Genomic DNA, 26,508 nt, shown 5'->3' with positions numbered 1-26,508 from the left:
CTCGGCCTTAAAATATATTATACCGGGTTTATTTTTTTGCCTGGAGTGAGTAATGCGACAATCTTTGGTTATGGGAAATTGGAAAATGAATGGTTCTCGTTCCGAGAGCCAAGCATTGGCGCAAGCAATCGTTGACGGGTTGAATGCCGGTGATCAAGGAATTGCGGTGTGTGTACCATTTGTCTACTTATCCGATGTGCGAGGCATTATTGAATCCACTCCAGTGGCTTTGGGCGCGCAAAATGTTGCCGACCAGGAAAAAGGCGCTTTTACCGGTGAGATTTCGGCGGCAATGTTGAAAGACTGCGGTTGTACCTACGCGTTGGTTGGCCACTCCGAACGCCGCACCTGTTACGGCGATACCGATCAATCCGTGGCGGCAAGATTCTGCCAGGCGCAAAAGCAAGGTATCGTTCCCGTTCTGTGTATCGGCGAAACCTTGGAAGAGCGCGAACAAGACAAAACCTTTGCGGTGATCGACGAGCAATTGAATGCGGTTATCGATATGGCCGGAATCGAAGCTTTGGCCAATTCCGTGATTGCTTACGAACCGGTTTGGGCAATCGGCACAGGCAAAACGGCTACCGACGAACAAGCGCAGGAAGTCCATAAATACATTCGTGGCCTTATCGCCGAAAAAAACCAGGATATCGCCGATAAAATTCAAATCCTGTACGGCGGCAGTGTAAAACCTGACAATGCCAAGGCGTTGTTCGCAATGCCGGACATCGATGGCGGACTAATCGGCGGCGCTTCCTTAGACGCCGAATCCTTCTTGAGCATATATCGCTCGGTTTAATTAGTAGTAATATAAAAATAAAATTTATGTATCAGTTTATTATTGTCATCCATGTATTGTTAGGCTTGGGCATCATCGGTTTGGTCATGATGCAGCGAGGCAAGGGAGCCGACGCGGGGGCCGCTTTCGGCAGCGCTTCATCCGGTTCGGTGTTCGGTGCGCAAGGCGCCGCCTCCTTTTTGTCCAGAACCACGGCGATTTTTGCCACACTGTTTTTTATCAGCAGCTTGGGGTTGGCGATGCTGGGCGGTTACCAAAACGAAAAAGTCGACGTGATGGATGCCCCGGCAGTCGAAGACGTTAAGGAGGATGTTCCTTTAGTAGATGGCAGCGGTAGCGACGCGCCTCCCGTTGGTCAGGACAGCCCCCAACAAGTCATTGATAATGCACCGGCAGCCGGACCGGCAATCGATACCGTCGAGGCGCCTGCTACTGATACAACTGAGTAACGCTAAACTAGCCGATGTGGTGAAATTGGTAGACACGCCATCTTGAGGGGGTGGTGACTTCGGTCGTGCCGGTTCAAGTCCGGCCATCGGCACCAATTACAAGTCCTGTGTGATCCATAGGCATCCGAAAAGCCCAGAGTTTACGAGACTCTGGGCTTTTTTATTGTCCGGAGTAATCCCATAGAATGGTGCACTTGTATATCCCTGTGCGGCGGCAGCTTACAGCTCCTGCTTCGCGCTGCACTTGCACATCCCTGTGCGGCGGCAACTGACAGCTCCTGCATTTTCTACATTTCCGGTTTTCTTGGCGGTCAGAGCGAAATTCCACCTTGTTGTAGACGCTTTTTCCGCAAGCAACTGATAGGCAAGGAAATATTTTCTTGATGCCAGGCCGAATAGTTACTAAGGGGCAAACTGGTCAAGGTAGCCTGCGGCTGATATTTAGAGAATCATTGCCAGATGTTCAGATGTCAAAAGAATAATCTATAAGTTCATCCGGCCAAGCCGGGCATACGAATACGTGCCGACCGTGGTAACTCAATTGCCGGCGCCGTTACGCCTCATTATGATAATGCGCTTCCTTCATGGTCGTTGCCAGGTTTTGCAAAACCTCGGAAATCGCTACTCGGTAAGGCGTTTTCGCTTGTTTCAGCTTGCAATACTCAGGCGGAAGCCATTGTAATTGCATCTTAAGCCTCGTCCGGATTTGCTCGAGAGATTCCGCCGGCTCCGTACGCTGTCCGTTGCGCATGACTGGTATGAGCAATGCCTCGCCTTTTTGCCGGTCCTGTTCCAGAGTCAAGATGTCGTGCAGCATCCTGCTGTCGGCACCGCGCCGGCGATACACCTGTTTTCGGCCGGGCCAGGTAGCTTTGCCATCGGAATATTTTCGGCGCGGAATGCCGGCGTACTCTTCCAGCTTATAGGCGCAATTGAGATAGGGATGGTCGGCAGAAGTAATCATGCGCGTGCCAATGCCAAAGCCGTCTATCGGAGCACCGTCCTTGACTAGGTTAGCCAACACATATTCGTCGAGGTCGCCGCTGGCGAAGATACGCGTCGATTGCAAGCCGCCCGCATCGAGAATCTCGCGAACCCGGAAAGCGAGCGCACCCAGATCACCACTGTCCAGACGGACGGCTTCGATCGCTATGCCTTCCATCTCGAGCTTTGGGGCCAGGCGAACCACTTCGCTTGCGCCTTTTTCGGTATCGTAGGTATCGACCAGAAGCACTATGTTGTCCGGCTGGCTGCGGGCGAAATGCTCAAACGCCATGCCCTCGTCGTCATGGGCCATGACGAAGGAGTGAGCCATGGTGCCGGACATCGGAATACCGAATGCCCGGCATGCGAGTACATTGGAACTGCCGCCGAAGCCGGCGATATAAGCGGCGCGCGCCGCCAACAGTCCGGCTTCGGCGCCATGGGCGCGCCGCAACCCGAAATCCACCAGCAGACGATCCGGCGCCGCCAGCATCGAACGGACCGCCTTGGACGCAATCATGGATTGGAATTGCAGCAGATTGATCACTCGTGTCTCGATGATTTGGGCTTCCGGCAACGGCGCTGTCACGCGCAGAATCGGTTCGTCGGGAAAAAACAGGGTACCTTCGGGCATCGCGTCGATCTCGCCGGTGAAGCGCAGCGATCTGAGATAATTGATGAACTCGCTATCGAAACGGCCGCAGGATGCAAGCCAGTCGCATTCGTCATCGCTGAAACAGAAACCTTCGAGAAAATCGAGCAACTGTTCGAGCCCCGCGGCGACGAGGAAATTACGGTGTGGCGGAAGCTTGCGTACAAACAGTTCGAAGGTGGCCGGAGCGTACATTCGCTCATGAAAATAGCCTTGCAACATGGTCAGCTGATACAGATCGGTCAGGAGCGCGCTGTTGCCGTTCATCACGAAAAGCCATGCCTGGTCATCAAGCGGACGCCTCGCCGTTTCATCTCGTCGATCGCCTTTTGTCCGTCATCCGGTTCAAGGTCGACGGCGGCGATCGCATCTTGGAGAAGCACGACCCGGTAGCCGAACCCGACCGCGTCCATCACGGTATGATAGACGCAATAGTCGGTCGCGAGTCCGCAGACGAACAGGCGAGTCACCCCGAGTGTGCGTAAACGGTCGTTGAGGTCGGTATTCTCGAAACCGGAATACCCTTCGCTTTGCTTGTCCACCCCGGCATCGATCACTACGACCTCGCCGGGAACGTGTGATTCAAAGACGAATTCAGCGCCGGCCGTGCCCGCGATACAATGCGGCGGCCACGGCCCGCCTTGCCCGGTAAAGGAACAATGATCTTGAGGATGCCAGTCGCGCGTGGCGAAGACGCTGCAACCGGCATCAAGAAATAGCGCGATATAGCTTTCGGCTATTTTTACGATCTCATCGCCACCGGACACCGCCAATGCCCCCCCTGTAACAAAATCACGCTGCAGGTCGACGACGATCAGCGCGTCATTTTTATGCGGCTGGAAACTGTTCATCACATCTTCCTCGAGTCAGAGGTTATTATCGGTGCGGGCGTCTCCGCTTCCCTGCGGAGTTTAATATCCTTTGCTCATGACCCGGCGAATCCAGAAATGAGACGGGGCCTGGGAAAGCTAGGGAAGCGCATATTCAACGCCTTCTGGGGTTCTCCAGTTGGTTAAGGAAAAAGGCTTTTCCTTGAAGCTATAAAATACCGATCTATTCCCAAGCACATCATTTCTGGCCATGGCACCCCAGCCGCTATTTTCGATCGCGTTGCATCCCATACCCCGTCCTCCGGCAATTGTAACACCGATCAGTTTCTCAATTTGACGCCGCGCATCGTTTTCTTCACTGGGAATAAAAGACAGCGGGAGTGCCGTCCAACCCGCTTTGACGGAACGGCCGATCCGATGCACGTATTCGGCGAAGGAACGTGGCAATTCATCATTTACCACGATAGGTAACCTGGCGAGATGGAAACCGCGCGCAGCGGATTTAGAGGCTGCCTGAGACCGAAGCCATCCGCAATTGGCCGGCTTAAGCTGTTTATGAAAATTTATCGATAGCTGGAAATCTCACTCATTTCGCAAAAACTAACGACTTCTGAGTTTTAAGTAAATAGTTACCTAACAGTTGATTCATTTTATCGAATTTTATTCCGTAATGGTATTTGGTGATTTTTTGAAAATGCTTTAATTTGGCGTTTCTTTCTATCGTTTCTCCATTACGAAATTCGAAGACCAAGGTTATTTTTTCTTTTTTATTGATTTCTTGGTAAGTCAATATTTGGACGCCATTAAAAGTGATGTTGCGGTATTTGGTTTTGAAACGATTGCCGGCAACGCGCATATATACTCTGCTGAAAGTTGAGTGTTGGCTGTTAATGTAGTCGTTAAGCGTATTGAATTCGAGGTCGTAGAGAAATAAATGTTTTTCTTTGATACGAACTATTTTCGAGTTGATTTCAAATTTATAACCATCTAAAAAACAAATATTGACACAGACTTTTTTATTGACGCGTAGCTTCTTCGAACTGGCAAGTTTAAGGCCTCCGGAACTAATATCGATAAGTTTTGTTTTGATGGGGGCGGCGTTAAACAGGCTATATTTTGTTAAATAAGTCTTTAGGTCATTTCTAATATATCGGATCGATGATCTTTGATGAATGAATTCAGAAGAACATTGCTTGCCGGATATTATTTTTTCATCAGTCAGCAGAAGCATAAATCAACAAGTTATTTTATTTTTTATCAATTCACCACGACTATAATTTGGATACAACTCTTTGACAGTGTAAACCTTGTATCCAAGCTTAACCGGTATAGTTATTCCGGGTTGAATCATGCCCGAGACGTTTGGGCCCCATTATTCGTGATATGACGAATAAAACGATGTGCAGGGCAACGTTCATAATCATAGCCAAAGTCAGGCCGGCGATGAGCGCATCCGAAGTCAAAGGAACGGACGGGTTATAACCCCGGTACACTTCTTCGGCGATTGCCAGATCCGGGTGTTTCATTAAGTGTAGCAATTGTTGATACAAATGCTTGTTCGTTAAGGCGTTCAATTGGGACTTCAGGTAAATATTTCGTTGCAGCAGGCGCTCGAGGATGTCGGCTTCGGCGCGGATGGCCGCCACGTTATTGCTTCTATGGACGTCGAGTAATTGCTCGAGGTCGCCGCCATAATAGCGGTCGGCGAGGGTTTGATATTGTTGTAACTGCTGTTGTGCCTCCCGGTAGTGGGCCGCGAGAATTTGTTGATATTGCAGCACCAAGGCGGGAATCTGCATGCCCATAACCAGCAGCGCGGCGAATAGCAGCTTGTCCAGCAATTGCAGAAGCGAACGGAACAGGAACATGGCGGCGTCAGGTGAATAGTTTCATTTGAGTGCATTGACCAATACATCCTGGTAATAGCGTATCCGGTCGATATAGCGGACCGGCTCGGTGCCCCTGGCGTAACCGTGCTTAAGATGTTTGTAATGCGTTTTTTGACTGAGTAACGGCAATACCTGTTTCATGTCGTTCCAGACATTCGGATTTTTGCCCAATTTTTCTGCCAATTGTCTGGCGTCCTGCAGATGGGCGTAGCCTATATTGTAGGCCGCCAGCGCGAACCAAATTTTGTCGTCGTCATCGATTTGCTCCGGCATTTTCCGCAGCATGCGGTCCAAATAGCGGGCGCCGCCGCGGATGCTCTGCAGCGGGTCGGCGCGATCCTCGACGCCCATCGCTTGAGCGGTATTCTTGGTCAGCATCATCATGCCCCTGCCCCCGGTGGGACTGCGTGCGTCGGGATTCCAGCCCGATTCCTGATAAGCCTGGGCGGCAAGCAGTGTCCAAGGCAGTTGATAATAATCGGCTATCTGTTGGAAATAGCGTCGATATTTAGGGAGCCTTTTCTCGATGCGTCGCTGATAGACGTGGTTGTCATAATAATCGAAGATATCGGCGTAGCCGTAATAGCGTTCGTTGATGACATCGAGCATGGAATTGTCTTCGATTTGTTCGAACCAGTCGGCGACGTATTGCTTGAATTGACCGCTATCGTTCGGCAATAGCCAGGCCAGTTCCTGCGGTTCCGACAGCGCAAAGGCGACCACCAATTCCGGATAATAGCGCCGGTTCAGCGAAACGATGTTGGAATCAACCACGGTACAGTCGACTTGTCGCTCAGCCACTTTTTCCAATACCTGTTCGGTGGAAAGGTCGTTCGTGGTTTCCCAGTTTAAAGCGGGATGCTGTCGTTGTAATTCGTTCAACGTCTCCTGATAACTACTTTCGGCAATAATCAGAAGGGAGTGGTTTTTTAGTTCCTCGACATTTTCCGGCAGTCGTGACCGGCGATGGCAAACCACCTGTTGCTGTATGGTCTTGTAGGGAGGGCCGAACACATAGTTTTCGCTGCGGAGTTCGGTCCGTGTCAGGCCCGCGGCGGCGATATGGCCTTCGCTGTTCTGGATCGCGCGAAGGATTTCCTCGATAGTGTCGTAGAGCTTGTATTCGACTTTGACGCCCAGTGAATCGGCCAGCGCCTTGCTTAGGTCGTATTCGAAGCCGGCCGGGGCATCATCCGGCCCCAAATAATAAATGGTGGGTGCATTTCGGGTCAGCACGACCAGCCGTTCTTGTTGGCGTATGTCTTGCAGTACCGGGTCTTTTTCACCGCAGCCGAACAGGCCGAAACAAAGCAGAAAAACCCAAACGAATATCAAATGTGTTCGATGCATCATGATCCACAGTGTCGAGAAAGGTTATTCGGTTTCCAAATGATACTTCAAATCGATGCGCTGGGTTTCTCCGGCGCTGGTATTGATGCTGAAATGTTTGCTCAGGCGGTAGCGGACATCGGCCGCGTATTTGTTCGAGAACAGGCCCATCGTGACGCCGAGATACAGATCCGGATTTATATATTCTCCTAGTCTGATGGCACTGTCTTCGATCGTATCGCCTTCTTCGAACTCAAATTCATCGATGCCGAGTCTATCGCTGAGCCAGGACAATTGTCCCACGCCGTAATTGAACGCCGCGCTGGCCACTGCGTTACCTTCGCCTTTTCCCAGCCATTGCGTCGACTTGCCGGTCACGAGATAGGACAGCGCCTCCGATTCCGGCAGCGCCGGCTCGGTAAACACCTTGGTTTGCGGCGATTTTAGCGGACCGGTGACGCTCAATACAGCGGTGACGTCGTCTTTAATGGCCTTGCGGATTGCCTCGACCGTCAACCACGGATTGTCGGCCGGGCCGTTAAAGACGAATTCTCCCTTGCGAATGGTCAGGTCCTGGCCGTAGGAACGGTAGGTTGCGTCCTGCATCAACGCGCGGCCGAGCATGCTTTGCCGTTCGTCGTCGATAATATAATTCAGCTTTCCGCTCAGGCGTGTTTTCAGGCCGAAGCCTTCGAAGCGGGAGTCTTCGCCAAAATCGATGGCGAGGTTGGCATGCAGACGGGAGGGATCGATGACTTTGCGGTGAGGTTGTTCGGCATTGACGATGACTTCATCGCTACTGGGGGCGATCGCGCTTTCCGGCAAGGTTTTCAACTCGACTTTGGCCTTGTCGATCTTGACCAGGCCGTCGATTTCGGTCAAGTTGCCCTGTTTGTTGATGTTTATGTTAGGAGACACTTCGATTTCGGCTTCAGGCAAGCGAGCGATCTGAAATTGCTTGCCGTTCAAGGTAAATTGAAACGGGAAGCCTTGTTTCGGACTCAGATCGAGATGGCCGCTACCGTTCAATTGGCCCTGACCGGATTCGAGTTTGGCATGCAGCAGCAAGCGTTCCGGCACGGCGGAACTGCTTTCGGCCTTGACTTGGATGTTACGGAACTCCGTGCCCAAACGGGGAACCGTGAAGCTTCCGCCATTCCATTGCGTATTGCCGGAGAGCAAAGGGCTTGCGCTGCTGCCCGCCATGGTCAGATCGGCGGTGATCAGGCCTTGCAGCCGGTTAATGTCCGGCAGCAGTCCGTCCAACAGTTTCAGGTTGCCGATTCTGGCTGACAGTGTGCCGTCTAAGTAGCGATCGCCGCCGCGCCCGGCTTTTCCGGCGCCGAGTTCGGCCGCGATGTAATCTTCCGCCCCGAGGCCGAGACGCAAGTGTGCCGCCAATTCATCCCGGTGGTAGCCAACCCGAGCGTCGCTGATACTGAAAGTCTGTTCATGGTTGACATTGTCCTCATCCTGGTAACGGGCCCTGCCTTGCGGCAAATCGATGGCGAGATCGGCGTCCACGTCGCCGCCCGTCGAGCTGAATTGTCCTTGCGCCGATAACGGCCCGTCCAGCGTCACATCTTGCGGCAGCCAGGGCTGGAATGCGGCCAGCGGCCAGTCGGTTAAACCAAGGCTGCCGTTTAGTTGTTGTTCCGGATTCCCCTTTGCCGCAAGGCACAGGCGGGACTTATCTTGTAGCCAGCAACTCGTGGGCAGGTCGAGGAACAAAGGTTCCCCGGCCAGTGTTACGAGCAACGGTGCCTGCAGCCGCCAGGATTTCAACTGCGGATGATCGATAGCGAATTGGCCGAATTTTCCCCGCCATTGCTTGCCGTCCCAGTGTCCTTCCGCGCGCATCCGTAAATTGACCAGGGATGAATCCAGGTCCAGCCGAACCTGGTGGCGATCCGGAATGCCGTGGCCCTGCAAGCTGATGCGCTCGATTTTGTTGTCCCTAAATTCCGCCCCGCTAGCGGAAAAATTCAAGCGCGAAGGACGGGAGGAGAGAGGCTCATAATCGGCTGACAGCGCCAGCTTGGCGATGCGGTTGTCGTTGAAGCGGAGATTGTGTCCTTGCAACTCGGCGGTCACGGCAGGTTTTGGCAAGGAGCCTTTGATCGCGGCTTTACCGTTCAAGCTCCCGGCCAATTTCGGCCAGGCTGAACGTAAGTCCGGCGCGGCGATGTCCAATGCGATATCGGCCCGCTGTTCGTTGAGATAGCCTGAGGCAGATAGCTTGTTGCGTCCGGCGTTGACATGAAAACGGTCGATATCCAGCCGCCCGGAGTCCAGGCGGAGACTGCCGCCGGCGGACAAGGGTTGCTCATAGAGAGTGCCTTGCAACTGCTCGATATTGAGCTTCGCCCGGTATTGTTCGCCGACGATGCTGCCTTGGGCTTGGGCTTTCAGGTCCAGCCTGCCCGGGACGCCTGTGCCGAAGTCGGTCGGATTGAGTCGCTGCGCCGCCAGCGCCAGGTCGAAGGCGACAGCCCGGCCCCAGGACAACGAACCTTGCAGTTCGATTTGGCCTTGGGCCGGTTTCAACAGTAGCCGTTCGATGGCGATGCTTTCGCTGCCGCCATGGCCTGTGAAAGCGGCATTGAATTCCGGTTGGTCCAGGGCGGCGATCAAGGCGTTAAGTTCGGCGCGGTATTGCTGCGGGCTGCCTTCGATATGGAATTCGCCGTGCCGGCTGCTGACTTGCGCGGCGCCGCTCAGCGGCCAGCGCAGTCGTTGCCAATCGCCGGCGAAGGAAAATTCGGGGGACGGTCCGCTCAGCGAGACATAACCGCTTTGCCGGCTTTGCGCGGCCCCCTCGACTAGGCTGGCGATGTCGTAACGCTTCAGGCTGCCGCTGACGGTGATTTTTCCGTTTAAAGCGGCTTGATCCTCAAAGTAGTTCCATTCCAGTTCGGCCGAGAGCGGCCAATCGGCTTGGAGTGTTACGTTGCTTTGACTTTTGACCTGCCAGTGGGGCATGGCCAGGGCAAGATCGGACAGGGTCAGCCTGTTCCGGTCCAGTTTTGCTTGCAATGCCAAGCTGTTAATTGCTTGCCGCCGGTCGCCGTCCGACCAGCGTAATTGCTCGAGGACGAATCGATCGACGCTGATCGTCAGCGGAATATGGGGTATTTCATTGTTGGATTGCTCTTCCTCGGTCGCCGCCGGAGTGCCGAGTATGGTCACGTTGCGCAACTGTACAGCGCGGATATGCAGATGCCCCCGCAATAAATCGGCCGCTTGCCACTGGAGCCTGAGCAGGTCGGTAGTAACGCTGAAATCTTGCTCGTCGCGATAGCGCAGTTGGCGTAGCGTGATTTGGTCCAGCAGCGTGCCTTGGATGGTAGCGACGCCGATCCGGTCGTTGTTCGATAACGCCGTTTGCAGCAGCCAACGGCTGCCTGTTTCGGTGGCCAGCAACCAACCCAGGACCGGAACTAACAACATGAAAAGCAGGAGCGGCACTATCATGCCAACCTTGAGCAAGCCGACGAGCCATTTTAGCGTGGTTGGCCTGGTCATAACTGGGCTCCGGCGGCGAAATGGAATTGGAACGAGGAGTCGGATTCGTTCAGCGGCACGGCGAAATCCAGCCGGATCGGGCCGATCGGCGATACCCAGCGCAGTCCCAGGCCGACGCCGGTTTTGATCGTGATGTCTTCGATATTGTAGGCATTGCCGGCATCGACGAAGGCGGCGATTCCCCAGGATTCGCTGAGGAATTGTTCGTATTCGAAGCTGGCGACCGTTAGCATTTTGCCGCCTATCACATCGCCTTGAGCGTTTGTCGGTCCCAGTTCTTTATATTGATAACCGCGTATCGTTTCGGTGCCGCCGGCATAAAAGCGGTAGGAGGTCGGAAGGCGGTCGAAGTTATCCGTCAACGTCGCTCCCAGGCTGGCGCGCGTGATTAGGCGTGCCGACCAGGGTAGGCTGTTGATCAATTTACCGTAAGCGGTGGCCTGGACGAAATTGGCGTCGGAAATAAAGGTCTCCGGCGCGGCCGCAAAGGAAAAATTGACATGATACCCCTGGGTCGGGCGCAAGGCGTTGTTGGAGCGGGTAAATTGCCAACGTCCACCCGGCACCAGCAACGTGGTACTCTGGGTGACATCGCCGATCGTGAAAGTCTCGTAACTGAGATCGAGAAAAAGGTTCTGCCGCCACCCGTTCTCATAGACATGTTGCTGTTGCAGTGACAACTTGGCTTCTTCAGATTCGAACGAATTGGGTTGTTCCAATTTGTAACCCGCGCCCAACGAAACATAGTCGTTACGATAATGCTTGTAAGGGATCATGTATTGGCCCTCGGCACTGGAAAGTACCGGCGATGCGGCAAGATCCAAGGAAAAATGATGGCCCCGGCGATTGATGCGACGGTTCTGATAGCCCAAACTGCCCAACGGACCGATATCGGTGGCGAAACCGACGCCGACGCTGTAGGCATGCCTTTTCGCCGGAGTCAGGTCGATAGCCACCGGCACCCGGTTGTCTTCCGCCAAGTCCATTTGCGGCTTGATTTCGACATTGCGGAAATACAGGCTGTCGACCAGGGCGTTATAGGTTTTCGCCAGCTGTTTACTGGAATAATAGTCGTCGCTTGCAATGCTGAGATAGCGATGAACAAAAACCGGGTCGAGGATGTCCTGATTGATCTTGATGTCGCCGAATTGAAAACGGGGGCCGGAATCGAATATGAGTTCGATATCGGCCTGACTGGTATCGGTGTTGACCCGCAGCGACTTTTTAATGAATTTGTGACGTAAATAGCCATGTTCCAACGCCAGAGATTCTAGGTCTTGTTTGATTTTTTCATAGCGGCCGTGATTGAGAGTATCGCCCCTTTGAAGAGGGAGGTTTTGCAAGTATCTTTGGAAAATAGTGTCTTGTTCGGCTTCGCCCCGTATGGTTACGTTGATCTTGGCGACCTTGACCGGCTCGCCGGCCTTTATGTCGAATTCGGCTTGCCAGCATGCTTCGCCGAAATGCAACTGTTTGCTGATTTCGGGCCGGTAATAACCCAATGCCTTGAGCGCTTTTTTGATTTCGCTGTCGGACTTGGCGAACAGCTTTTCAATCCGCCAGGCGGGCGATTGGCATTTTTCCTGTAGCAATGACAGAAAAGCGCGGACGTTGCCTTGTTGTTCGTCGTTCAAGCCGCGGATGGCGATATCGGGCTCCTCGGCCCGAGCGATCGCGGGGCTCAGCAACAAAGCAATCAGCGTGGCGGCGACCCATTGAAGCATAATATCGATTAAAGCAAAAATTGCGTGGCCAGTCCCAGGAAACTCATGAAACCGACCACATCGGTAACTGTGGTCAGTATCACCGCGCCGGATAGGGCGGGGTCTATGCGCAGGCGCTGCAATAGCAGCGGGATGGCGATTCCGGCCGCCGCCGCAGCCACCAGGTTGATGATAATGGCGGCGGCGATGATCACGCTGATGCCGCTGTCGCCGAACCACAGCCAGGCGATTCCGGCGACGACTAACGCCCATAATAGACCATTGATGACGCCGATCAACACTTCCTTGCGCGCCAGCCAAGCGCTGTTGCCGCTGCCGATCTGTTCCAGCGCCAAGCCTCTGATGGTCAATGTGAGCGTCTGGCTGCCGGCGATGCCGCCCATGCTGGCGACGATCGGCATCAGTACGGCCAAGGCGACGATTTTTTCCAGCGTGTCGGCATATAAACCGATGACCCAGGCGGCCAGGAAAGCCGTGACCAAATTGATCGCCAGCCATACGGTACGGCGTTTGGCGCTACTGATAATCGGGGCGAACAAGTCTGCCTCTTCGTCGAGGCCGGCGCGCCCCATAAGGGCGTGATCGGCTTCGGCACGTAAGATCGCGACGACGTAGTCCATCGTGATGCGGCCGAGCAGGCGGTTGTTTTCGTCGACCACGGCGGCCGAGACGAAATTGGCTTGTTCGAAAAACAGGGCGATGTCGTGTTCGCTGGTGGAGGCGGGGATCGGATGATGTTGACTGTTCATGGCGTCCCTAACCAGCATGTCGTCATGGCCGGTCAGTACCTTATTCAACAGCAATTTGCCCTGGTAAATGCCGCCGCGATCGACCACCATCAGACCATCGGTATAATCGGGGAGTTCTTCGTGCAGTTGCAAATAGCGTTTGACCGCGCCGAGCGAGACATCGCTGCGCACCGTGATGACGTCGGGACTCATCAAACGGCCCGCAGTGCCTTCCTCGAAAGACAGCGTATTTTCCAAATGCTCGAGAATTTCGTCCGACAGGTTTTCTTCCAGGGTTTGCCTGACCGGTACCGGCAGCTCCTCAATGATATAAGCCAGGTCGTTGACTTCCATTTGCTCGGCGGCCGCGACCAATTCCTCGGTCGGCATTTTGGCAATCAGACTGTTGCGCACCTCGTCGTGCAGGAAGGTCAACGTGTCGGCGCTCAGTGTTTCCGGAATCAGTTCCCACAACTGTTTGCGTTCGCTGGGCGGCATCGCTTCCAACAGGATGGCTATTTGTCCCGGGTGCAGGCCGCTTAATGAGGTCTTTAATTGGTCAAAATCCTGTTGTTCCAGTAGGATAAAAACCTGCTGTAGCGTCAATTCCGGGTTTTCGGGCGTCGTTTGTTCCATGATTGTCAAGGCTAAGGCGTTGCGGTAAAAGGAGTCCGTTCCTACGTTATAACAAGGGAGGCGGACGGGATGGAAGTCTCTGGCATGATTTTCCGCCAGAACCGTCAGTCTGTCATTTTTTTCCGAATAAAGTCATGGCCATGCACACTCTACCTATCCAGCGAAAAATAAGCGTAATGTTTTGCTTTTGTTTGTTGTTCGTGTCCGCTACGGCGCAGGCGGACAAAGCGTTGCAAGTCGGCGTCAGAGTGGCGCCGCCGTTCGTCGTGCGCAATGTCGACGGTTCCTTGTCCGGTCTCAGCATGGAACTGTGGGAACGAATCGCCGCCGACCTGCAATTGAATTACCAAGTGCGGGAAATGACTTTGCCCGAATTGTTGCAAGGCCTGGAGAACAGACAGATCGACGTAGCCGTAGCGGCGATTACGGTGACCGCCGAGCGCGAAGCCCGCATGGATTTTACGCATCCCTTCTATAGCTCCGGACTCGGCATCGCGGTCAACGCCGAACAGAGTGGAACGTTCGCGAGCGTGTTGAAGGCCGTATTCTCGTTGCAGTTCGTGCATGCCTTATTGGCGCTGGGTTTGGTGTTGGCGCTCATCGCCTTGTTGATCTGGCTTTTCGAGCGCAAGGCCAATCCGCAACAGTTCGGCGGATCGGCGATCAAGGGGCTGGGCGCGGGATTCTGGTGGTCGGCGGTGACGATGACCACGGTCGGCTATGGCGACAAGGCGCCGGTGACCGCCTGGGGACGCCTGCTGGCGATCGTCTGGATGTTCGCCAGCGTGATCAGCATTTCCGGATTCACGGCGACGATCGCTTCGGTATTCACGTTGCAGCAAATTCAGGGCCGTATTAAGGGGCCGCAAGACCTGCCGGGCAATCTGCTCGGCACCGTCAGCGGGTCGACCGGCGCCCAGTTCGCAAAGAAAAACAATCTGCAGCAGCAGAGCTATGACAGCCCGGCCGCCGCGGTCAAGGCGCTGGCCGAGGGGAAGGTCGATGCGGTCGTCTATGACCAGCCGATATTGCGTTATCTGGCCCGAGCGGAGACGGCCGGTCGGGTGAATGTGCTGCCGGGCAGCTTCGAACGGCAGGATTATGCCTTCGGCCTGCCGGCCGGCAGCAGTCTGAGGGAACCGATCAACAAGGCCTTGTTGATGCAGGTTCGCAGCGAAGCCTGGCAGCGAACCCTGAGCCAATATTTGGGCGAATAGGACGGCCAACGGAATGTTTTATCCTCTTCTAAGGTAGGGCGGATATGCCCAGCCTACCCTCGATATCACTGATTACCGACCATAATGATGAGCAGAAAAGTCTATTTGATTCATTCGCCCAAGGTAGAGCAACAACTGGAACGGATCACCCGGCATCCCCTGGTCTTGAATGCCGGCATTCAGCTTAGCGCGGTGAAGCTGGCCGACTTGAATGCGATTCATACCCATGATTCTATGAACCATGCCTTGGTATGGGTCGAACAGCGGGATTATCCGGCATTGTTGGCGCTGGCCAGGCAAAAGCGGCTCTCGCTGGGTTTTTTGCCTATCGATGGCGACCGGCCTTGCCAGTTTTTCAAAAACCTGGAGCTACCCGGCGATTTCGATGCCTGCCTTGCGATCGCGTTGGATGAGCAGCCGCTGTTTATCGATTTGGTCGTTTGCAACGACGTCATCGTGACCAACGGGGTCAATTTGGAGAACCAAACCACGATGGCCGAGTTCATCGGCGATAGCCGGGAATATCGCGGCTTCGATAAGCTGATCTTCACAATCAAACGTTTTCTGCATGCCTTCGCCCTGACGCCGCATCCGGTTACGCTGAGCACGGCCAAGGGCAAGACCGTGACGACGGCGCTAACCGGCATGGTCTTGCTGGATTTCCATGGCAGCGGCGCGTTGACGCAGCTGTTCCGCGAGTCGGTGTCGCTGAGGGACCGGCGTATTTCGGTGGCCCTGTTCGCGCCGCAATCGGTTTTGTCTTATCTGCAGTTATCATCGGCGGCCTTGCTGGCGATGCGAAATAACCGCCTGCCGCAGCAAGTGGGCTATATCCGCACCGAAACCTTGACGATCAAATCGCCGTTCGACACCCATTACCTGGTCAATGACGAGGTGCTGACCACGCGGGAATTATGCATCACGACGCTCGGCGAAGGCATACGCGTCAATGCCGGCGCCGAATTTCGCGAACGCCAGGGTTACGGCGACGACAAGGAGAATGTCAGTTGCGATCAACTGCCGCAACAGGAAGAGCGTATTCGTTACCTGGGCAAGACGTTGCCGTTTTTCACTCATGCCTTGGAAGCCGACTTCAAGGACTTGTTTCTGACCTTGAAGGAAAATGCCAGCACCAGCAATTCCTTCGTGTTGTTGATGGTGTTGAGTTCCTTGCTGGCGTCGTTGGGCTTGTTCTTGAACAGCCCGTCGATCGTCATCGGAGCGATGGTGCTGGCGCCGTTGATGGCGCCGATAATTTCCCTGGCCATGGGCTTGTTGCGTTCCGATGCGGAGTTGAGCCGGCGTTCGTTTGCAACGCTGAGCATCGGCATGAGTATTGCCGTACTGTTAGCGGCAGCGACGGCGGCGGTGATGCCGTTCCACGAGTTGACCGCGGAAATTGAAGGGCGCCTGCATCCGTCGACCCTGGATTTGCTGGTCGCGGTGATTTCCGGCGTGGCCGGCGCTTTCGCTCACGCCCGGGAAAATATCGCCAAGAGCCTGCCTGGCGTGGCGATCGCGGTCGCGTTGGTGCCGCCGTTGTGCGTCTGCGGCATTGGCCTGGGATGGTTGCAATGGCCGGTTTTTTATGGCGCGATCTTGTTGTTTCTGACCAACTTGACCGGGATCATCCTGGCGGCCGGCCTGACCTTCATGGTGATCGGTTTCGCACCGTTCTCGCGGGCGAAAAAAGGGATTATGCTCGCGCTAGTGCTGGTTGCCGCCGTTTCGGTGCCGCTGTCCTTGTCCTTCGTCAATATGCAAAAGGTTGCTAGAATCAGGCAGCAACTGGTCAGTCATGAATACCAGTTGGGCGGGCAGCGGCAACGATTGCGAAACATCAAGGTCAGGTTGGGCGAGCCTTTCAAGATCAGCGCCGATCTGGTCACGGCGCAAATACCCGGTCCTGCTATGTTGACGTTGTTCGAGCAGCATTTGGCCGAGCAATTGGGACATGCGGTGTCGGTGGATTTTTCCGTCAGGTTGGTGAGCGAAGATTATTTCTTGCCTGATCGGTCCGAGCATTAGCGGTATGGATAAACGCTAGGCATAAAAACCGGTGATGACAGTTTTTATGCGGTCATACTTAATTAACCACGGTCGATAGCGAAAAAAGGCGGGGGGATGTTGCGCGTTATTTTCTACAAGATTGCTAATCTTTCACTGACTGAGAGTGGAAAAACTGGTCTATACTGGTTTATTTAAACGCATTAGGAATTAGTAGCGAACAATATGAAAGTTAAGGTAAGTCGGGCTCTCTTGCTTTTCGTATTGTCTTTGTTTCCGTCTTTGTTGCTTGGCGTCGAAGCGGAAGGTACGGCGAATTATCAAACGATTTATTTCTATAATCCCGAAACGAATATTAATAATTTCGCCTCATTAAAGATTTCATTCGATACTTATCTTGCTAAATTCGGTCATTACCGGTTTCAACCCTTCAATGAAAAAGAGCTGTTTGAAACGTCCTTGTTGGAAGGCAAACAGAATGTTTATCTGCTTTCCAGTTGGCATTATCAACTGCTGAGCGGCCGACTGGCGTTGCAACCCTTGATGGTAGGTGTTTATAAAGGGCGATCGATGCAAAAGAAAATTCTGGCTGTCAGGCACGATATTAGCGATGTTTCTCAGTTATCCGGTAAAACCGTCGCCTGTTCCGGAAGTAAACAATATACGGAAAATCTGCTCGCTGAAATGTTCGGAACAAAGGGCGAAGAAATTCTGAAAACCATTAAGCTGATTTTGGTGCCAAAAGATATCGATGCATTAATGGCGGTTAGCTTTGGCATGGCAACGGCCGCGTTGTCCGCCGAAAGAAGTTTCGAAAATTTAGAGAAAATCAATCAAAAACAATTCCAATTGCTAAAACCCCTGTTAACGAGCCAGCAGCATTTTCTCACGCTAGTGGCTTTGCCGGCAGGGTCGAGGGCTGATACCCAATTATTGGATGTATTGGCGAAAATGGGTATCAATCCGGAAGGCGAAACGCGTTTACGAATGCTGGGGTTGGACGGGTGGCGTAAATTATCGGAGCAAGAAAAACTGTTGTTACAGCAACAAGGGTATAAAGGAAGATGAACGATTGTAGCCGAGTGATGTTCGCCCCATGTTTGCGCTGGATCAGCAAAATCGTTTATCGGTTCGCGGGCCCGCTTGTCGTTTTATTATGGTGTTTTTCTGAAACGCCGCATGCCGGGGACAACGATAAGCTGTTGATCGTGAATTCCGATTTGTCGGTGCAAAAATACGCGTTAATGCAAGAGGTGTTTCAAGCGCATAACCATTATTCCGCAACCGTCATCAATCTTGCCGACGACTCTCCCGATAAAGCTTCCGCGCTGATCCAGGACCGTCGCTATCAGATCATCTATACGATCGGCACAAAAGCCTATTTACTAGCGCGCGAGGCCGCAGCCGATAAGAACATCGTGTTTTCTTCGGTAATGAATTGGCGGCGTCTGCCTTTGACCGAGAAGAGCTACGGTATTGCGCAAGAATTGCCCGCCATGATGCAGTTGATGATGTTTCGCTATCTGTTTCCCGATTTGAGCAAAATCGGTGTGCTCTATAGTAAACAGTTCAACGAGGAATGGATGTCCCATGCCGAAAACGAGGGCCGGGAGATGGGCGTCGAAGTGATCGGAAAAGATATCGCGAGCAGCGATGAGTTGATTCCGAGATTAAACGAATTGTTGGGCGAAGTGGAAGCTTTGTGGTTGATAGCCGACCCCATGGTATTGGCGAATAAGGACAGTGTGGCGCAAATATTCTCGTCGTCGGAAAGTCAAAAGAAACCCGTTTTCGCGTATAGCGAGATTTTTATCGATTTTGGCGCCGTCCTGGTGATCTCCGCCGACATTCCGACGATGAGCAGGCAAGCATCCGTTTTGGTCGATTCCTTAGTCCACGATTCGCCGCCTCCTAGAAAGGTCGATTACCCGGCCGGCTCCCATGTCATATTGAACCTTAAAAAGCAAAAACGCTATCCGCTAAGATTGAACAAGGAAGCTTTGGGTTCTGTAAACCAAATAATTGAGTGAAGCCGATGAAAAAGCCTACCGTGAGCTTTAGCCTGCGTTGGAAGCTGATTGCAGTCATAACCTTGCTGGTTGTTGCTTTGACGACCGGCCTCACTTATTTTTACATTAACAGCCAGCAAAAAATACTCGATAGCGAATTACAACTGCGCATCAATTTAAACGAAGAAAAATTAATTTCGCGCGGCAGGGCGATTGCCAATAATTTATCCAACCAGGTTCAAAACGGCCTGGCTACCGTCAATCTGTCGCATATCTCCGAAATTCTGGCCGAATCGGTGCGCAAAGACCCGGAGCTTTATTACGCTATTTTGGCGGACAGTTCCGGCAGGGCCTATATCCATACCTTGAAGCCGGAATTGGAACTCGACATTTTACAACAGCCGGAAGACCAATTCGCGCTAGAGAAAAATCAGCCTTTTTCTTATCAGCATGACCAGTTTGGCGCGACGGTAATCGAGTTTATCGCGCCGATACGCATTAGCGCGGAACCCTGGGGTGTCTTGCGGCTCGGTTTTTCCAAAGACGGGCTAAACCGGGAAATTACCGAATTTCAGAAAGATCACGATCTGCGATTGCAAACCCTGATCAAGCGTTCGATCTATATTGCATGCGCATTTCTATCGATTTCCACCGCGATACTGCTGATTATGGCGGACCGGTTATCGCGTCCGATCAGAAAGCTGACCCTGACGGTCGATAACATCGCGGCCGGTGATTTCAATGCGGCAGAAAACCTGAAAATCAAATCCCGCGATGAAATCGGTGTGTTGGCTTCGGCTTTCGTGCATATGTCCAGGCAATTGCAACTCTCTTATAAAAGGTTGCAAAACCACAACCAAATTCTGGAGGAGAAAGTTAACGAACGAACCCTCGAACTGGCTGCGGCCCGAGACGAGGCCATCAAGGCCAATCACAGCAAATCGGACTTTTTATCCATGATCAGCCATGAAATTCGTACCCCGATGAATGCGATCATGGGATTGACCGAGCTTGTCCTTAAAACGGAGCTGAATACCAAGCAACGGGATTTCCTGTCCAAAGTGAAGTTTTCCGCCGATGCCTTGTTGGTCATCATCAATGACCTTTTGGATATGTCCAAAATCGAAGCCGGCCAGCTGAACATCGAAAACGTCGATTTCGACCTGGAAGAGGTGCTCAGCTATCTAAACACCATGGTGGGAATCAAGGCCGAGGAAAAGAACCTCGAATTGCATTTTTTGTTGGCGAACGAGGTGCCTATTCAGTTACGAGGCGATCCGTTGCGATTAGGGCAGGTATTATTGAACTTGGTCGGTAATGCGGTGAAATTTACCGAAGCGGGCGATATCGTCGTGAAAGTGGCGTTAGCCGAAGGGCAAGCCGCCGACCCATCCGATCTGATGCTTAGGTTTTCGGTAAAAGACACCGGTATCGGCATGTCCAGGGAGCAGATCAAACACCTGTTCAAACCGTTTACGCAAGTAGACAGTTCGATCACCCGCTTGTACGGCGGAACGGGCCTGGGATTATCGATTTGCAAGCAGTTGGTCGAGTTGATGGGCGGATCGATTCATGTCGAGAGCGAACCGGGGGCGGGCGCCGAATTTATTTTTACTGTGCGGGTAAAACGAGCGGGTGAGGAAACGGCCGCCCGGCCTATGAATCCCGTATTGAATACGAAGGGCTTGAAGGTGTTGGTCGTCGACGATAATGCCGCGGCTCGCGACATATTGGCGACCTATTTGACATCGTTCAACGTCGAGCTGTGCATGGCCGGTTCCGGCGAGGAAGCCGTCCGGATATTGGAACGCAACGAAGGGCAACCAATCTCTCTGGTGCTGATGGATTGGAAAATGCCTTACATGACCGGTATAGAGGCGGCCCGCCAAATCAAGGAGAGTAAAAAAATCAAGAGGGTTCCGACCATTCTGATGGTCACGGCGCATGCCAAGGAAGAAATCATGTCCGAGGTGCAACAGCTCGGTCTGGACGATGTGCTGGTCAAACCGGTCAATCCATCGTGTTTGTATAACGCCGTTATCGGCACATTGCAAAAAAATCCACCCATCGCCGCGGAAAACGGCAATAAAGAGCAAGCGCCAGGCAATTCCCCCCGGGATGAAGATGCGAGACCAAAGATACTCGTCGTCGATGATTTTGAGATCAATCGGCAGGTTGCCAAAGCCATGTTGGAAGGAGGCGGCTACCAGGTGTCGTTGGCCGATAATGGCGAGCAGGCGGTGCAAATGGTCAAAACGAACCGTTTCGATGCCGTGTTGATGGATTTACAAATGCCGGTGATGGACGGTTACGAAGCGACCCGGCAGATACGTTCCGAGCAAAGTTTTACCGCTCTACCGATCATCGCGCTGACGGCCCATGCGACCGAAGAGGAAAAAAATAAATGTCTGGAACGGGGCATGCAAGACTGCATCGGCAAACCGATCGATTTAAAGCAACTATTAACCAGCTTGAGACAAGCCGTCGAACCGGAAATGCTGCAACCTTCCGTTGCGGGTGAGTCGGCCAAGGAGTTAGCGGATTCAAGGCGGTCCGGCCACTCCGCTCTCGACGTGAACGCCGGTATCGGCAATGTTTCCGGGAAACGTCGGCTATATTTAAAGTTGTTAAAAAATTTCCAACATCAGTTTAACGATTTTGCTCGGCAAATCCGCGCCAGTTTGCGGGCGAATGATCGCGATGGCTCGCAACAACTGATCCATGGGTTAAAAGGCGTCGCCGGCAATATTGCTGCGTTCGATTTAAGCGATAAAACAGCGCTTTTGGAACGGGCGATCGCCGAAGGTCAAGACCTGGAAATGCCTTTGCTGGATTTGGAACGCGCATTGCAAGCGGTATTTGCGGATATAGACGCGTTAACCCGCTCGGAACAGTTCCGGGATGGAGATAGTGCCGCCGGCCAGGACGAGATTAAGGTTCACGAAGTCGATCGCCGTGCATCGTCGATGCCCAGCCAATGTAGGGATGACCGGCCAAGAATATTGATTGTCGATGATATACCTATCAATACCGAAATATTGGAAGGGGCGTTGACCGACCAATACACGGTTCTTATCGCCAACAATGGCGACGACGCCATGTTAAAAGCCATCTCCGTGCCGCCGCCGGACCTGATTTTGCTGGATATCAATATGCCCGGTATGAACGGTTATGACATTTTAAGAAAATTACAAGGCAATGAATTGACGCAAAAAATTCCGGTGATTTTTATTACCGCCAGAACCGATACGGAAGACGAGGAAATCGGCTTCAAGCTGGGGGCCGTCGATTACATTGCCAAGCCGTTTAAGATCCCCGTGATTCAAGCCCGTGTCAACAACCAGATCAAGATAAAACAGCAAAGCGAAAGGCTGGAACAGTTGGCTAATTTGGACGGCTTAACGGGGATACCCAACCGCCGTCAGTTCGAAAAGGTGTTGCAAAAGGAATGGCACAGAGCGCGGCGATCGCAAAAACCGCTTTCCGTAATATTTATCGATATCGATTTTTTCAAGAAATTCAACGATACCTATGGCCATGCCGTGGGGGACGAGTGCCTCATCGCGGTGGCCAAGACGTTAAAAAAAGAGCTTAAACGATGCGCCGACTTTATTGCCCGTTATGGCGGCGAAGAGTTTGTCGCGATTCTGCCGGAAACCGATGGAAAGGCGGCCTTTGCGCTTGCCGAGGCCATGCGGATCAGCGCGGCAAAAATCCAGTTGTCCGATCTCGTCTTGCCGCAGCCATCGATTACGTTGAGTCTCGGCGTATCAACGGCCATTCCCGGAAACGGAATGAAGCCCGAAGACCTTATTAATGCCGCCGACCGGGCGCTTTACCAGGCCAAACACAATGGCCGAAACCAAGTGAAAGAAAAGTCGGTCACCGTTGCGGTATAGGTCGTATAATAGCGCTATTTGTACTACATTACTTACTTTGAAGAACCTTTATTGTTGAGACCATAGCCACCCCGGATGAATAATAGGATTCCACTTACACTTTCGGCGGCAGTCATGTTGCCATTGCCCGCATTCTCTTCCGCCTTGGAGGAAGAGTTAAGCTGGGTGCAAGCGGAATCCATCGTTTTTTCCGCATCCCGGCGCGAGCAGCGTGTGTCGGATACCGCGGCGGCGGTGTATGTTCTGGGCAATGAGGAAATCAAACGTTCCGGTGCGACATCGGTTCCCGAAGCCTTAAGACTGGTGCCGGGGCTGCAAGTGGCAAGGTTGAACTCGAATACCTGGGCCATCAGCTCACGAGGGTTTAACCGGACGGATTCCAACAAGCTATTGGTCATGATCGATGGGAGAACGGTTTATCATCCGGTCTTTTCGGGCACGCTTTGGCGAACCAAAGACGTGATGTTGGAAGATGTCGATCGTATCGAAGTGATCCGTGGACCGGGTGCGACGATGTGGGGTTCCAATGCCGTTAACGGCGTCATCAATGTGATTACCAAACAGGCCAAGGATACCCAAGGACTGTTGGTCACCGCCGGCGGCGGCAGCGAAGAGCGTGGGTTCGGCTCGATGCGCTACGGCGGGAAAATCGATGAGCATATCGATTACCGGACCTATGTTAAATATATTCAACGCGATAAATTCAGGTCGGTCTCCGGTAAGGATACCAATGACGAATGGGAGAATGTCCAGGGCGGTTTTAGGGTCGATGCGCGATTGACCGAGCAGGATGCGGTGACATTGCAGGGCGATATCTATCACGGCAAGGCAGGCAGTTTCCGCAGTATCGTTTCCCCGACGCTGACGGCCCCGGTGATGGCGAACATCGGCGAGGATTATTCGGGCGGCAACGTACTGGGGAAATGGACCCATACGTTATCGCCGACGGCGGGGTTCAGGTTGCAAATGTATTATGACCGGACCGAAAACAAAACGTCCTTTTCAGCGATCGACGATGCCATCAATACCTTGGTCGATACCTACGACTTGGATTTTCAAAATCATTTCGAGCTATCTTCCTGGCAGCACGTTAACTGGGGCATCGGCTGGCGTTATGTCAGGGCGGAAGACCACAACGCGGTGAATTTTTCGTTTACGCCGCCGAATCGGGAATTCGTTTTGTATAACGGGTTTATCCAGGACGAACTGACATTGTTGCCGGATCGGCTGAAGTTTATTATCGGCTCGAAATTCGAGCACAACGATTTCAGCGGTTTCGAATTCCAGCCCAATGCCAGGTTGATCGTGACGCCGGACAACAAGCAGACGCTGTGGGCCTCGGTGTCGCGGGCGGTCAGGATTCCTAACCGGATAGACCATGACCTGGAGGCGATTTATTTGGGGCAAACCGGTCCTGCCTATATCGTTGGTCGGGGCAACAGCAATTTCGATTCGGAACAGTTGATCGCTTACGAAATCGGTTACCGCTTACAACCGAACGACAATGTTTCGTTCGATATCGCCGCGTTTTATAACGATTACGACAAGCTGACCAGCACCGAAGTCGGCGCGGCGTATTTGAGCACCACGCCCACGCCGCACTTGGTTGTTCCTTTCTATCCCGGCAATAACGTCAGCGGCGAAACCTATGGCGTGGAACTGGTGGCGCAATGGCAGGCGCTGGAGTGGTGGCGCCTGCAAGGCACTTACTCTTTTCTGCAAATGCAACTGCATACCCGGGACATCAGCACCGATCCAAATCCGGACGCCGCCGAAGGCGACTCGCCGCATCATCAATTCGTCCTGCGGTCTTCGATGGATCTGCCGGAGAATCTGAAATTGGATACGACCGTGCGTTATGTCGATAATTTACCGAACCAAAATATTCCCGGCTATACCGAATTGGATCTGCGTTTGGCCTGGGAACCCAGCAAAAACTTCGAGTTTTCGGTGGTCGGACAGAATCTGTTGGATAGCCACCACCCAGAATTCGGTAATGCGGCCGTTGCCGGCGCCGCGGAAGTTCAGCGCGGCGTTTACGGCAAGATCGCATTCAGTTATTAGCTCCGAGAGTCGCCTAGCCCATATATGAGTCAAGGCTGGGCTAGGCGAAAAAATGATAGGCGACTACGGTGGAAAGATAGATCAAGAGCGATTGCACCCCGCTCCAGGCGACGATCGCGATTACGCGCGATCGCTCCACTTGGCGAACGATATAGGGAATGCTCAGCGTTAGCAAAAACTCGCCGACGATGACATAAACAGGCGTCGAATCGAAGAACACCATAGTGGCGTTCCGGTAATACCAGAAGCCGGCCCCTTTGGCCAAAAACTCGTAGGCGGGTAAATTAACCGCGCCTAGTATTCCCGTTAAAACGGTCGCGACGGCCAATCCCCATCGCTGCGTCATCCACCAGGCCAGGTAACCGAATTGCGTCATCACGATCGTCCAGGAAAAAGGCATATAAGCGGGCGAGGACCAAATAAACGGCTCGTCGCTCGGATAAACCAGCGTTTTTTGTATCGCGACGGCCAGATGGTCGGTAGGTAATTCGCCAAAACCGACCAGCACGCCAAAGAAAAGTAATTTGGCCAACAGTGTGTCTTTTTGCCTGATAACATAAAACAAAAGCACCAGGTTGATCACCGCCGTGATCAATGCCGCCGCCGGCCAACCGGCTCGAAGCTTCCAGGCGACCAGGTCCGCCGCCAAGGCGAAGACCATGGTTCCCAGGATAAATTTAAAGCGGGAGTCGAATGTCATGTTTTATCCTAATGATTGAGCGAGTTATTGTTTGCCGAACAGCGCGTGTTTCAAAGCGGTGTCCTTATGCAGGATAATTTTGATCGTTTCATAGCCGATCACGGTAGTAAAGGTAACGGCCATCCAGACTAAAACCGCTTCAACCGGCAGCCCGACCCATGCGTCGACGGTAATGCCGATCATTTGCCGGTCGTTGTAGCCCCACCATTGATAAGGCGCGGCCAGCGTCGCCTCCCAGATCAAGCTGATCAACAATACGAAGAAGAAAGTGCTGCTGAACGCCCGCCAATTGATAAAGCGCTGTGTGCTTCTGAAAAATGCGGCGGAAGGAATGAAGCTGGCGGCGACCAAAAATGCGAAATACCCGGGAAAACCGCCTTGATCCGGACCCGGAACCAGGTTTTTATAGAGCGTGGCCGCAATGACCAATAAAATGCCGATGACGATCGATTGCGGATGAAATAACACCAGCTTATCGACCGATTTGCTTTCCTGGTAATAATCGGGAATATTGTAGGCGGCCAGCCAATATTCATCGCACCACAGATAGATCGACAACACTGCAATAAATCCGGTGACATAGAAGACGAATTCCTCTATCGGCAGTTCCGGCAGCCACTTCCACTGGGCGATATCCAAACCCGGTAAATAAATTCCCAACACGGCGCCCTGATTCTTGAACGTAAAGAAACTCAAGCCGAAAAACAGGTCCAGAATAAAGCCCAACGGAATCAAAAACAGCAATGAAATCCAAAAAGCTTTTTGAATGATGATCTTTTTATGCCGTAAATGAAGCCAGGCAACGATGGCCAGTATCGGTACGATAAACAAGGAAAGGCTCCAGGTGTAGCCCAATGGGGAGGAGTTTTCGACCGGAACGATCTTGTTTTGGCTCACATCGATAGTCGACAAGGTGATCAAGGCAGGAACCGCCAGGACCGCGATAAAAACAAAGAATATTTTAAAATCGATACTCGAGTTCGGTTTCATTGATAGCCCTTTTTTGTTTATTGTTATTGTCCAGGTCGTCAATTGTTGGCCACCCATTCTCGAACAGTTTAGACAAA

At 52.8% G+C, this 26,508-nt stretch carries 19 protein-coding genes and 1 tRNA gene; 9 read left to right on the top strand and 11 right to left on the bottom strand.

What is annotated here, in order from left to right:
- Window positions 1-52: 52 nt before the first annotated feature.
- The 3 genes from tpiA (at window position 53) to EP25_RS0109640 (ending at window position 1,343) form a co-directional block, all read left to right on the top strand.
- Window positions 53-799 (top strand): triose-phosphate isomerase, encoded by a 747-nt coding sequence (gene tpiA, locus EP25_RS0109650; protein ID WP_031433676.1) that lies wholly within the window; start codon window positions 53-55, stop codon window positions 797-799.
- 26 nt (window positions 800-825) lie between these two features.
- Entirely contained in the window at window positions 826-1,248 is a 423-nt protein-coding gene (secG, locus tag EP25_RS0109645; protein ID WP_051906525.1) for a preprotein translocase subunit SecG, read from the top strand.
- 10 nt (window positions 1,249-1,258) lie between these two features.
- Window positions 1,259-1,343 (top strand) — tRNA-Leu (locus EP25_RS0109640).
- 458 nt (window positions 1,344-1,801) lie between these two features.
- Here the strand turns inward: EP25_RS0109640 and EP25_RS0109635 are convergent.
- From EP25_RS0109635 to mgtE, 9 genes are all read right to left on the bottom strand, one after another.
- Window positions 1,802-3,151 carry a nicotinate phosphoribosyltransferase gene (locus tag EP25_RS0109635; protein ID WP_031433674.1) on the bottom strand — a complete coding sequence of 450 codons (1,350 nt, stop codon included), beginning with the start codon at window positions 3,149-3,151 and terminating at the stop codon, window positions 1,802-1,804.
- The gene (locus EP25_RS0109630; protein ID WP_031433673.1) at window positions 3,151-3,735 is read right to left on the bottom strand and encodes an isochorismatase family protein; all 585 of its coding nucleotides are present in this window, start codon (window positions 3,733-3,735) and stop codon (window positions 3,151-3,153) included. Before EP25_RS0109630 ends, EP25_RS0109635 begins: the two co-directional genes overlap by 1 nt.
- A 117-nt stretch (window positions 3,736-3,852) precedes the next feature.
- Window positions 3,853-4,176, bottom strand: a complete 324-nt coding sequence (locus tag EP25_RS0109625; RefSeq protein ID WP_031433672.1) for a hypothetical protein — start codon at window positions 4,174-4,176, stop codon at window positions 3,853-3,855.
- Between the two features lie 124 nt (window positions 4,177-4,300).
- Window positions 4,301-4,945, bottom strand: a complete 645-nt coding sequence (locus tag EP25_RS0109620) for a PilZ domain-containing protein (RefSeq protein ID WP_031433671.1) — start codon at window positions 4,943-4,945, stop codon at window positions 4,301-4,303.
- An 88-nt stretch (window positions 4,946-5,033) separates the two neighbouring features.
- Window positions 5,034-5,582: a DUF2937 family protein gene (locus EP25_RS0109615; RefSeq protein ID WP_031433670.1), complete on the bottom strand. Its 549-nt coding sequence runs from the start codon at window positions 5,580-5,582 to the stop codon at window positions 5,034-5,036.
- Window positions 5,583-5,603: 21 nt separating this feature from the next.
- On the bottom strand, window positions 5,604-6,953 hold the full coding sequence (gene mltF, locus EP25_RS0109610; RefSeq protein WP_235185875.1) for a membrane-bound lytic murein transglycosylase MltF: 1,350 nt from the start codon (window positions 6,951-6,953) through the stop codon (window positions 5,604-5,606).
- Window positions 6,954-6,977: 24 nt separating this feature from the next.
- On the bottom strand, window positions 6,978-10,457 hold the full coding sequence (locus EP25_RS0109605; protein ID WP_031433668.1) for a translocation/assembly module TamB domain-containing protein: 3,480 nt from the start codon (window positions 10,455-10,457) through the stop codon (window positions 6,978-6,980).
- Window positions 10,454-12,181, bottom strand: a complete 1,728-nt coding sequence (locus tag EP25_RS0109600) for an autotransporter assembly complex protein TamA (RefSeq protein WP_031433667.1) — start codon at window positions 12,179-12,181, stop codon at window positions 10,454-10,456. Before EP25_RS0109600 ends, EP25_RS0109605 begins: the two co-directional genes overlap by 4 nt.
- A gap of 8 nt (window positions 12,182-12,189) precedes the next feature.
- Entirely contained in the window at window positions 12,190-13,545 is a 1,356-nt protein-coding gene (gene mgtE, locus EP25_RS0109595; protein ID WP_031433666.1) for a magnesium transporter, read from the bottom strand.
- A gap of 176 nt (window positions 13,546-13,721) precedes the next feature.
- Between mgtE and EP25_RS0109590 the strand changes: the two genes are divergently transcribed.
- From EP25_RS0109590 to EP25_RS0109565, 6 genes are all read left to right on the top strand, one after another.
- Entirely contained in the window at window positions 13,722-14,762 is a 1,041-nt protein-coding gene (locus EP25_RS0109590) for a transporter substrate-binding domain-containing protein (RefSeq protein ID WP_051906521.1), read from the top strand.
- Window positions 14,763-14,849: 87 nt separating this feature from the next.
- Complete coding sequence (locus EP25_RS0109585; protein WP_160172717.1) at window positions 14,850-16,790, top strand: TIGR00341 family protein; 1,941 nt, start codon at window positions 14,850-14,852, stop codon at window positions 16,788-16,790.
- 204 nt (window positions 16,791-16,994) lie between these two features.
- Window positions 16,995-17,837, top strand: a complete 843-nt coding sequence (locus tag EP25_RS21900; protein ID WP_036300417.1) for a PhnD/SsuA/transferrin family substrate-binding protein — start codon at window positions 16,995-16,997, stop codon at window positions 17,835-17,837.
- Entirely contained in the window at window positions 17,834-18,799 is a 966-nt protein-coding gene (locus EP25_RS0109575) for an ABC transporter substrate-binding protein (RefSeq protein WP_051906518.1), read from the top strand. The genes EP25_RS21900 and EP25_RS0109575 overlap by 4 nt, the downstream gene beginning before the upstream one ends.
- Before the next feature lie 5 nt (window positions 18,800-18,804).
- Window positions 18,805-22,677, top strand: coding sequence for a response regulator (locus EP25_RS22450; RefSeq protein ID WP_051906515.1), 3,873 nt, complete (start codon window positions 18,805-18,807; stop codon window positions 22,675-22,677).
- A gap of 114 nt (window positions 22,678-22,791) precedes the next feature.
- Window positions 22,792-24,741, top strand: coding sequence for a TonB-dependent receptor plug domain-containing protein (locus EP25_RS0109565; protein ID WP_031433660.1), 1,950 nt, complete (start codon window positions 22,792-22,794; stop codon window positions 24,739-24,741).
- A 40-nt stretch (window positions 24,742-24,781) separates the two neighbouring features.
- On the opposite strand, the gene EP25_RS0109560 is transcribed toward EP25_RS0109565, so the two are convergent.
- Together EP25_RS0109560 and EP25_RS0109555 are read right to left on the bottom strand one after the other, a co-directional pair.
- Window positions 24,782-25,441: a DUF6989 domain-containing protein gene (locus tag EP25_RS0109560; protein ID WP_031433659.1), complete on the bottom strand. Its 660-nt coding sequence runs from the start codon at window positions 25,439-25,441 to the stop codon at window positions 24,782-24,784.
- Window positions 25,442-25,465: 24 nt separating this feature from the next.
- On the bottom strand, window positions 25,466-26,431 hold the full coding sequence (locus EP25_RS0109555) for a hypothetical protein (RefSeq protein WP_051906513.1): 966 nt from the start codon (window positions 26,429-26,431) through the stop codon (window positions 25,466-25,468).
- Window positions 26,432-26,508: the final 77 nt, after the last annotated feature.

Origin of the sequence: Methylomarinum vadi, assembly GCF_000733935.1 — a bacterium.
Lineage (GTDB): Bacteria > Pseudomonadota > Gammaproteobacteria > Methylococcales > Methylomonadaceae > Methylomarinum > Methylomarinum vadi.
The sequence above is the reverse complement of the archived record's forward strand: the minus strand, read 5'-3'. Positions and strand labels throughout refer to the sequence as shown.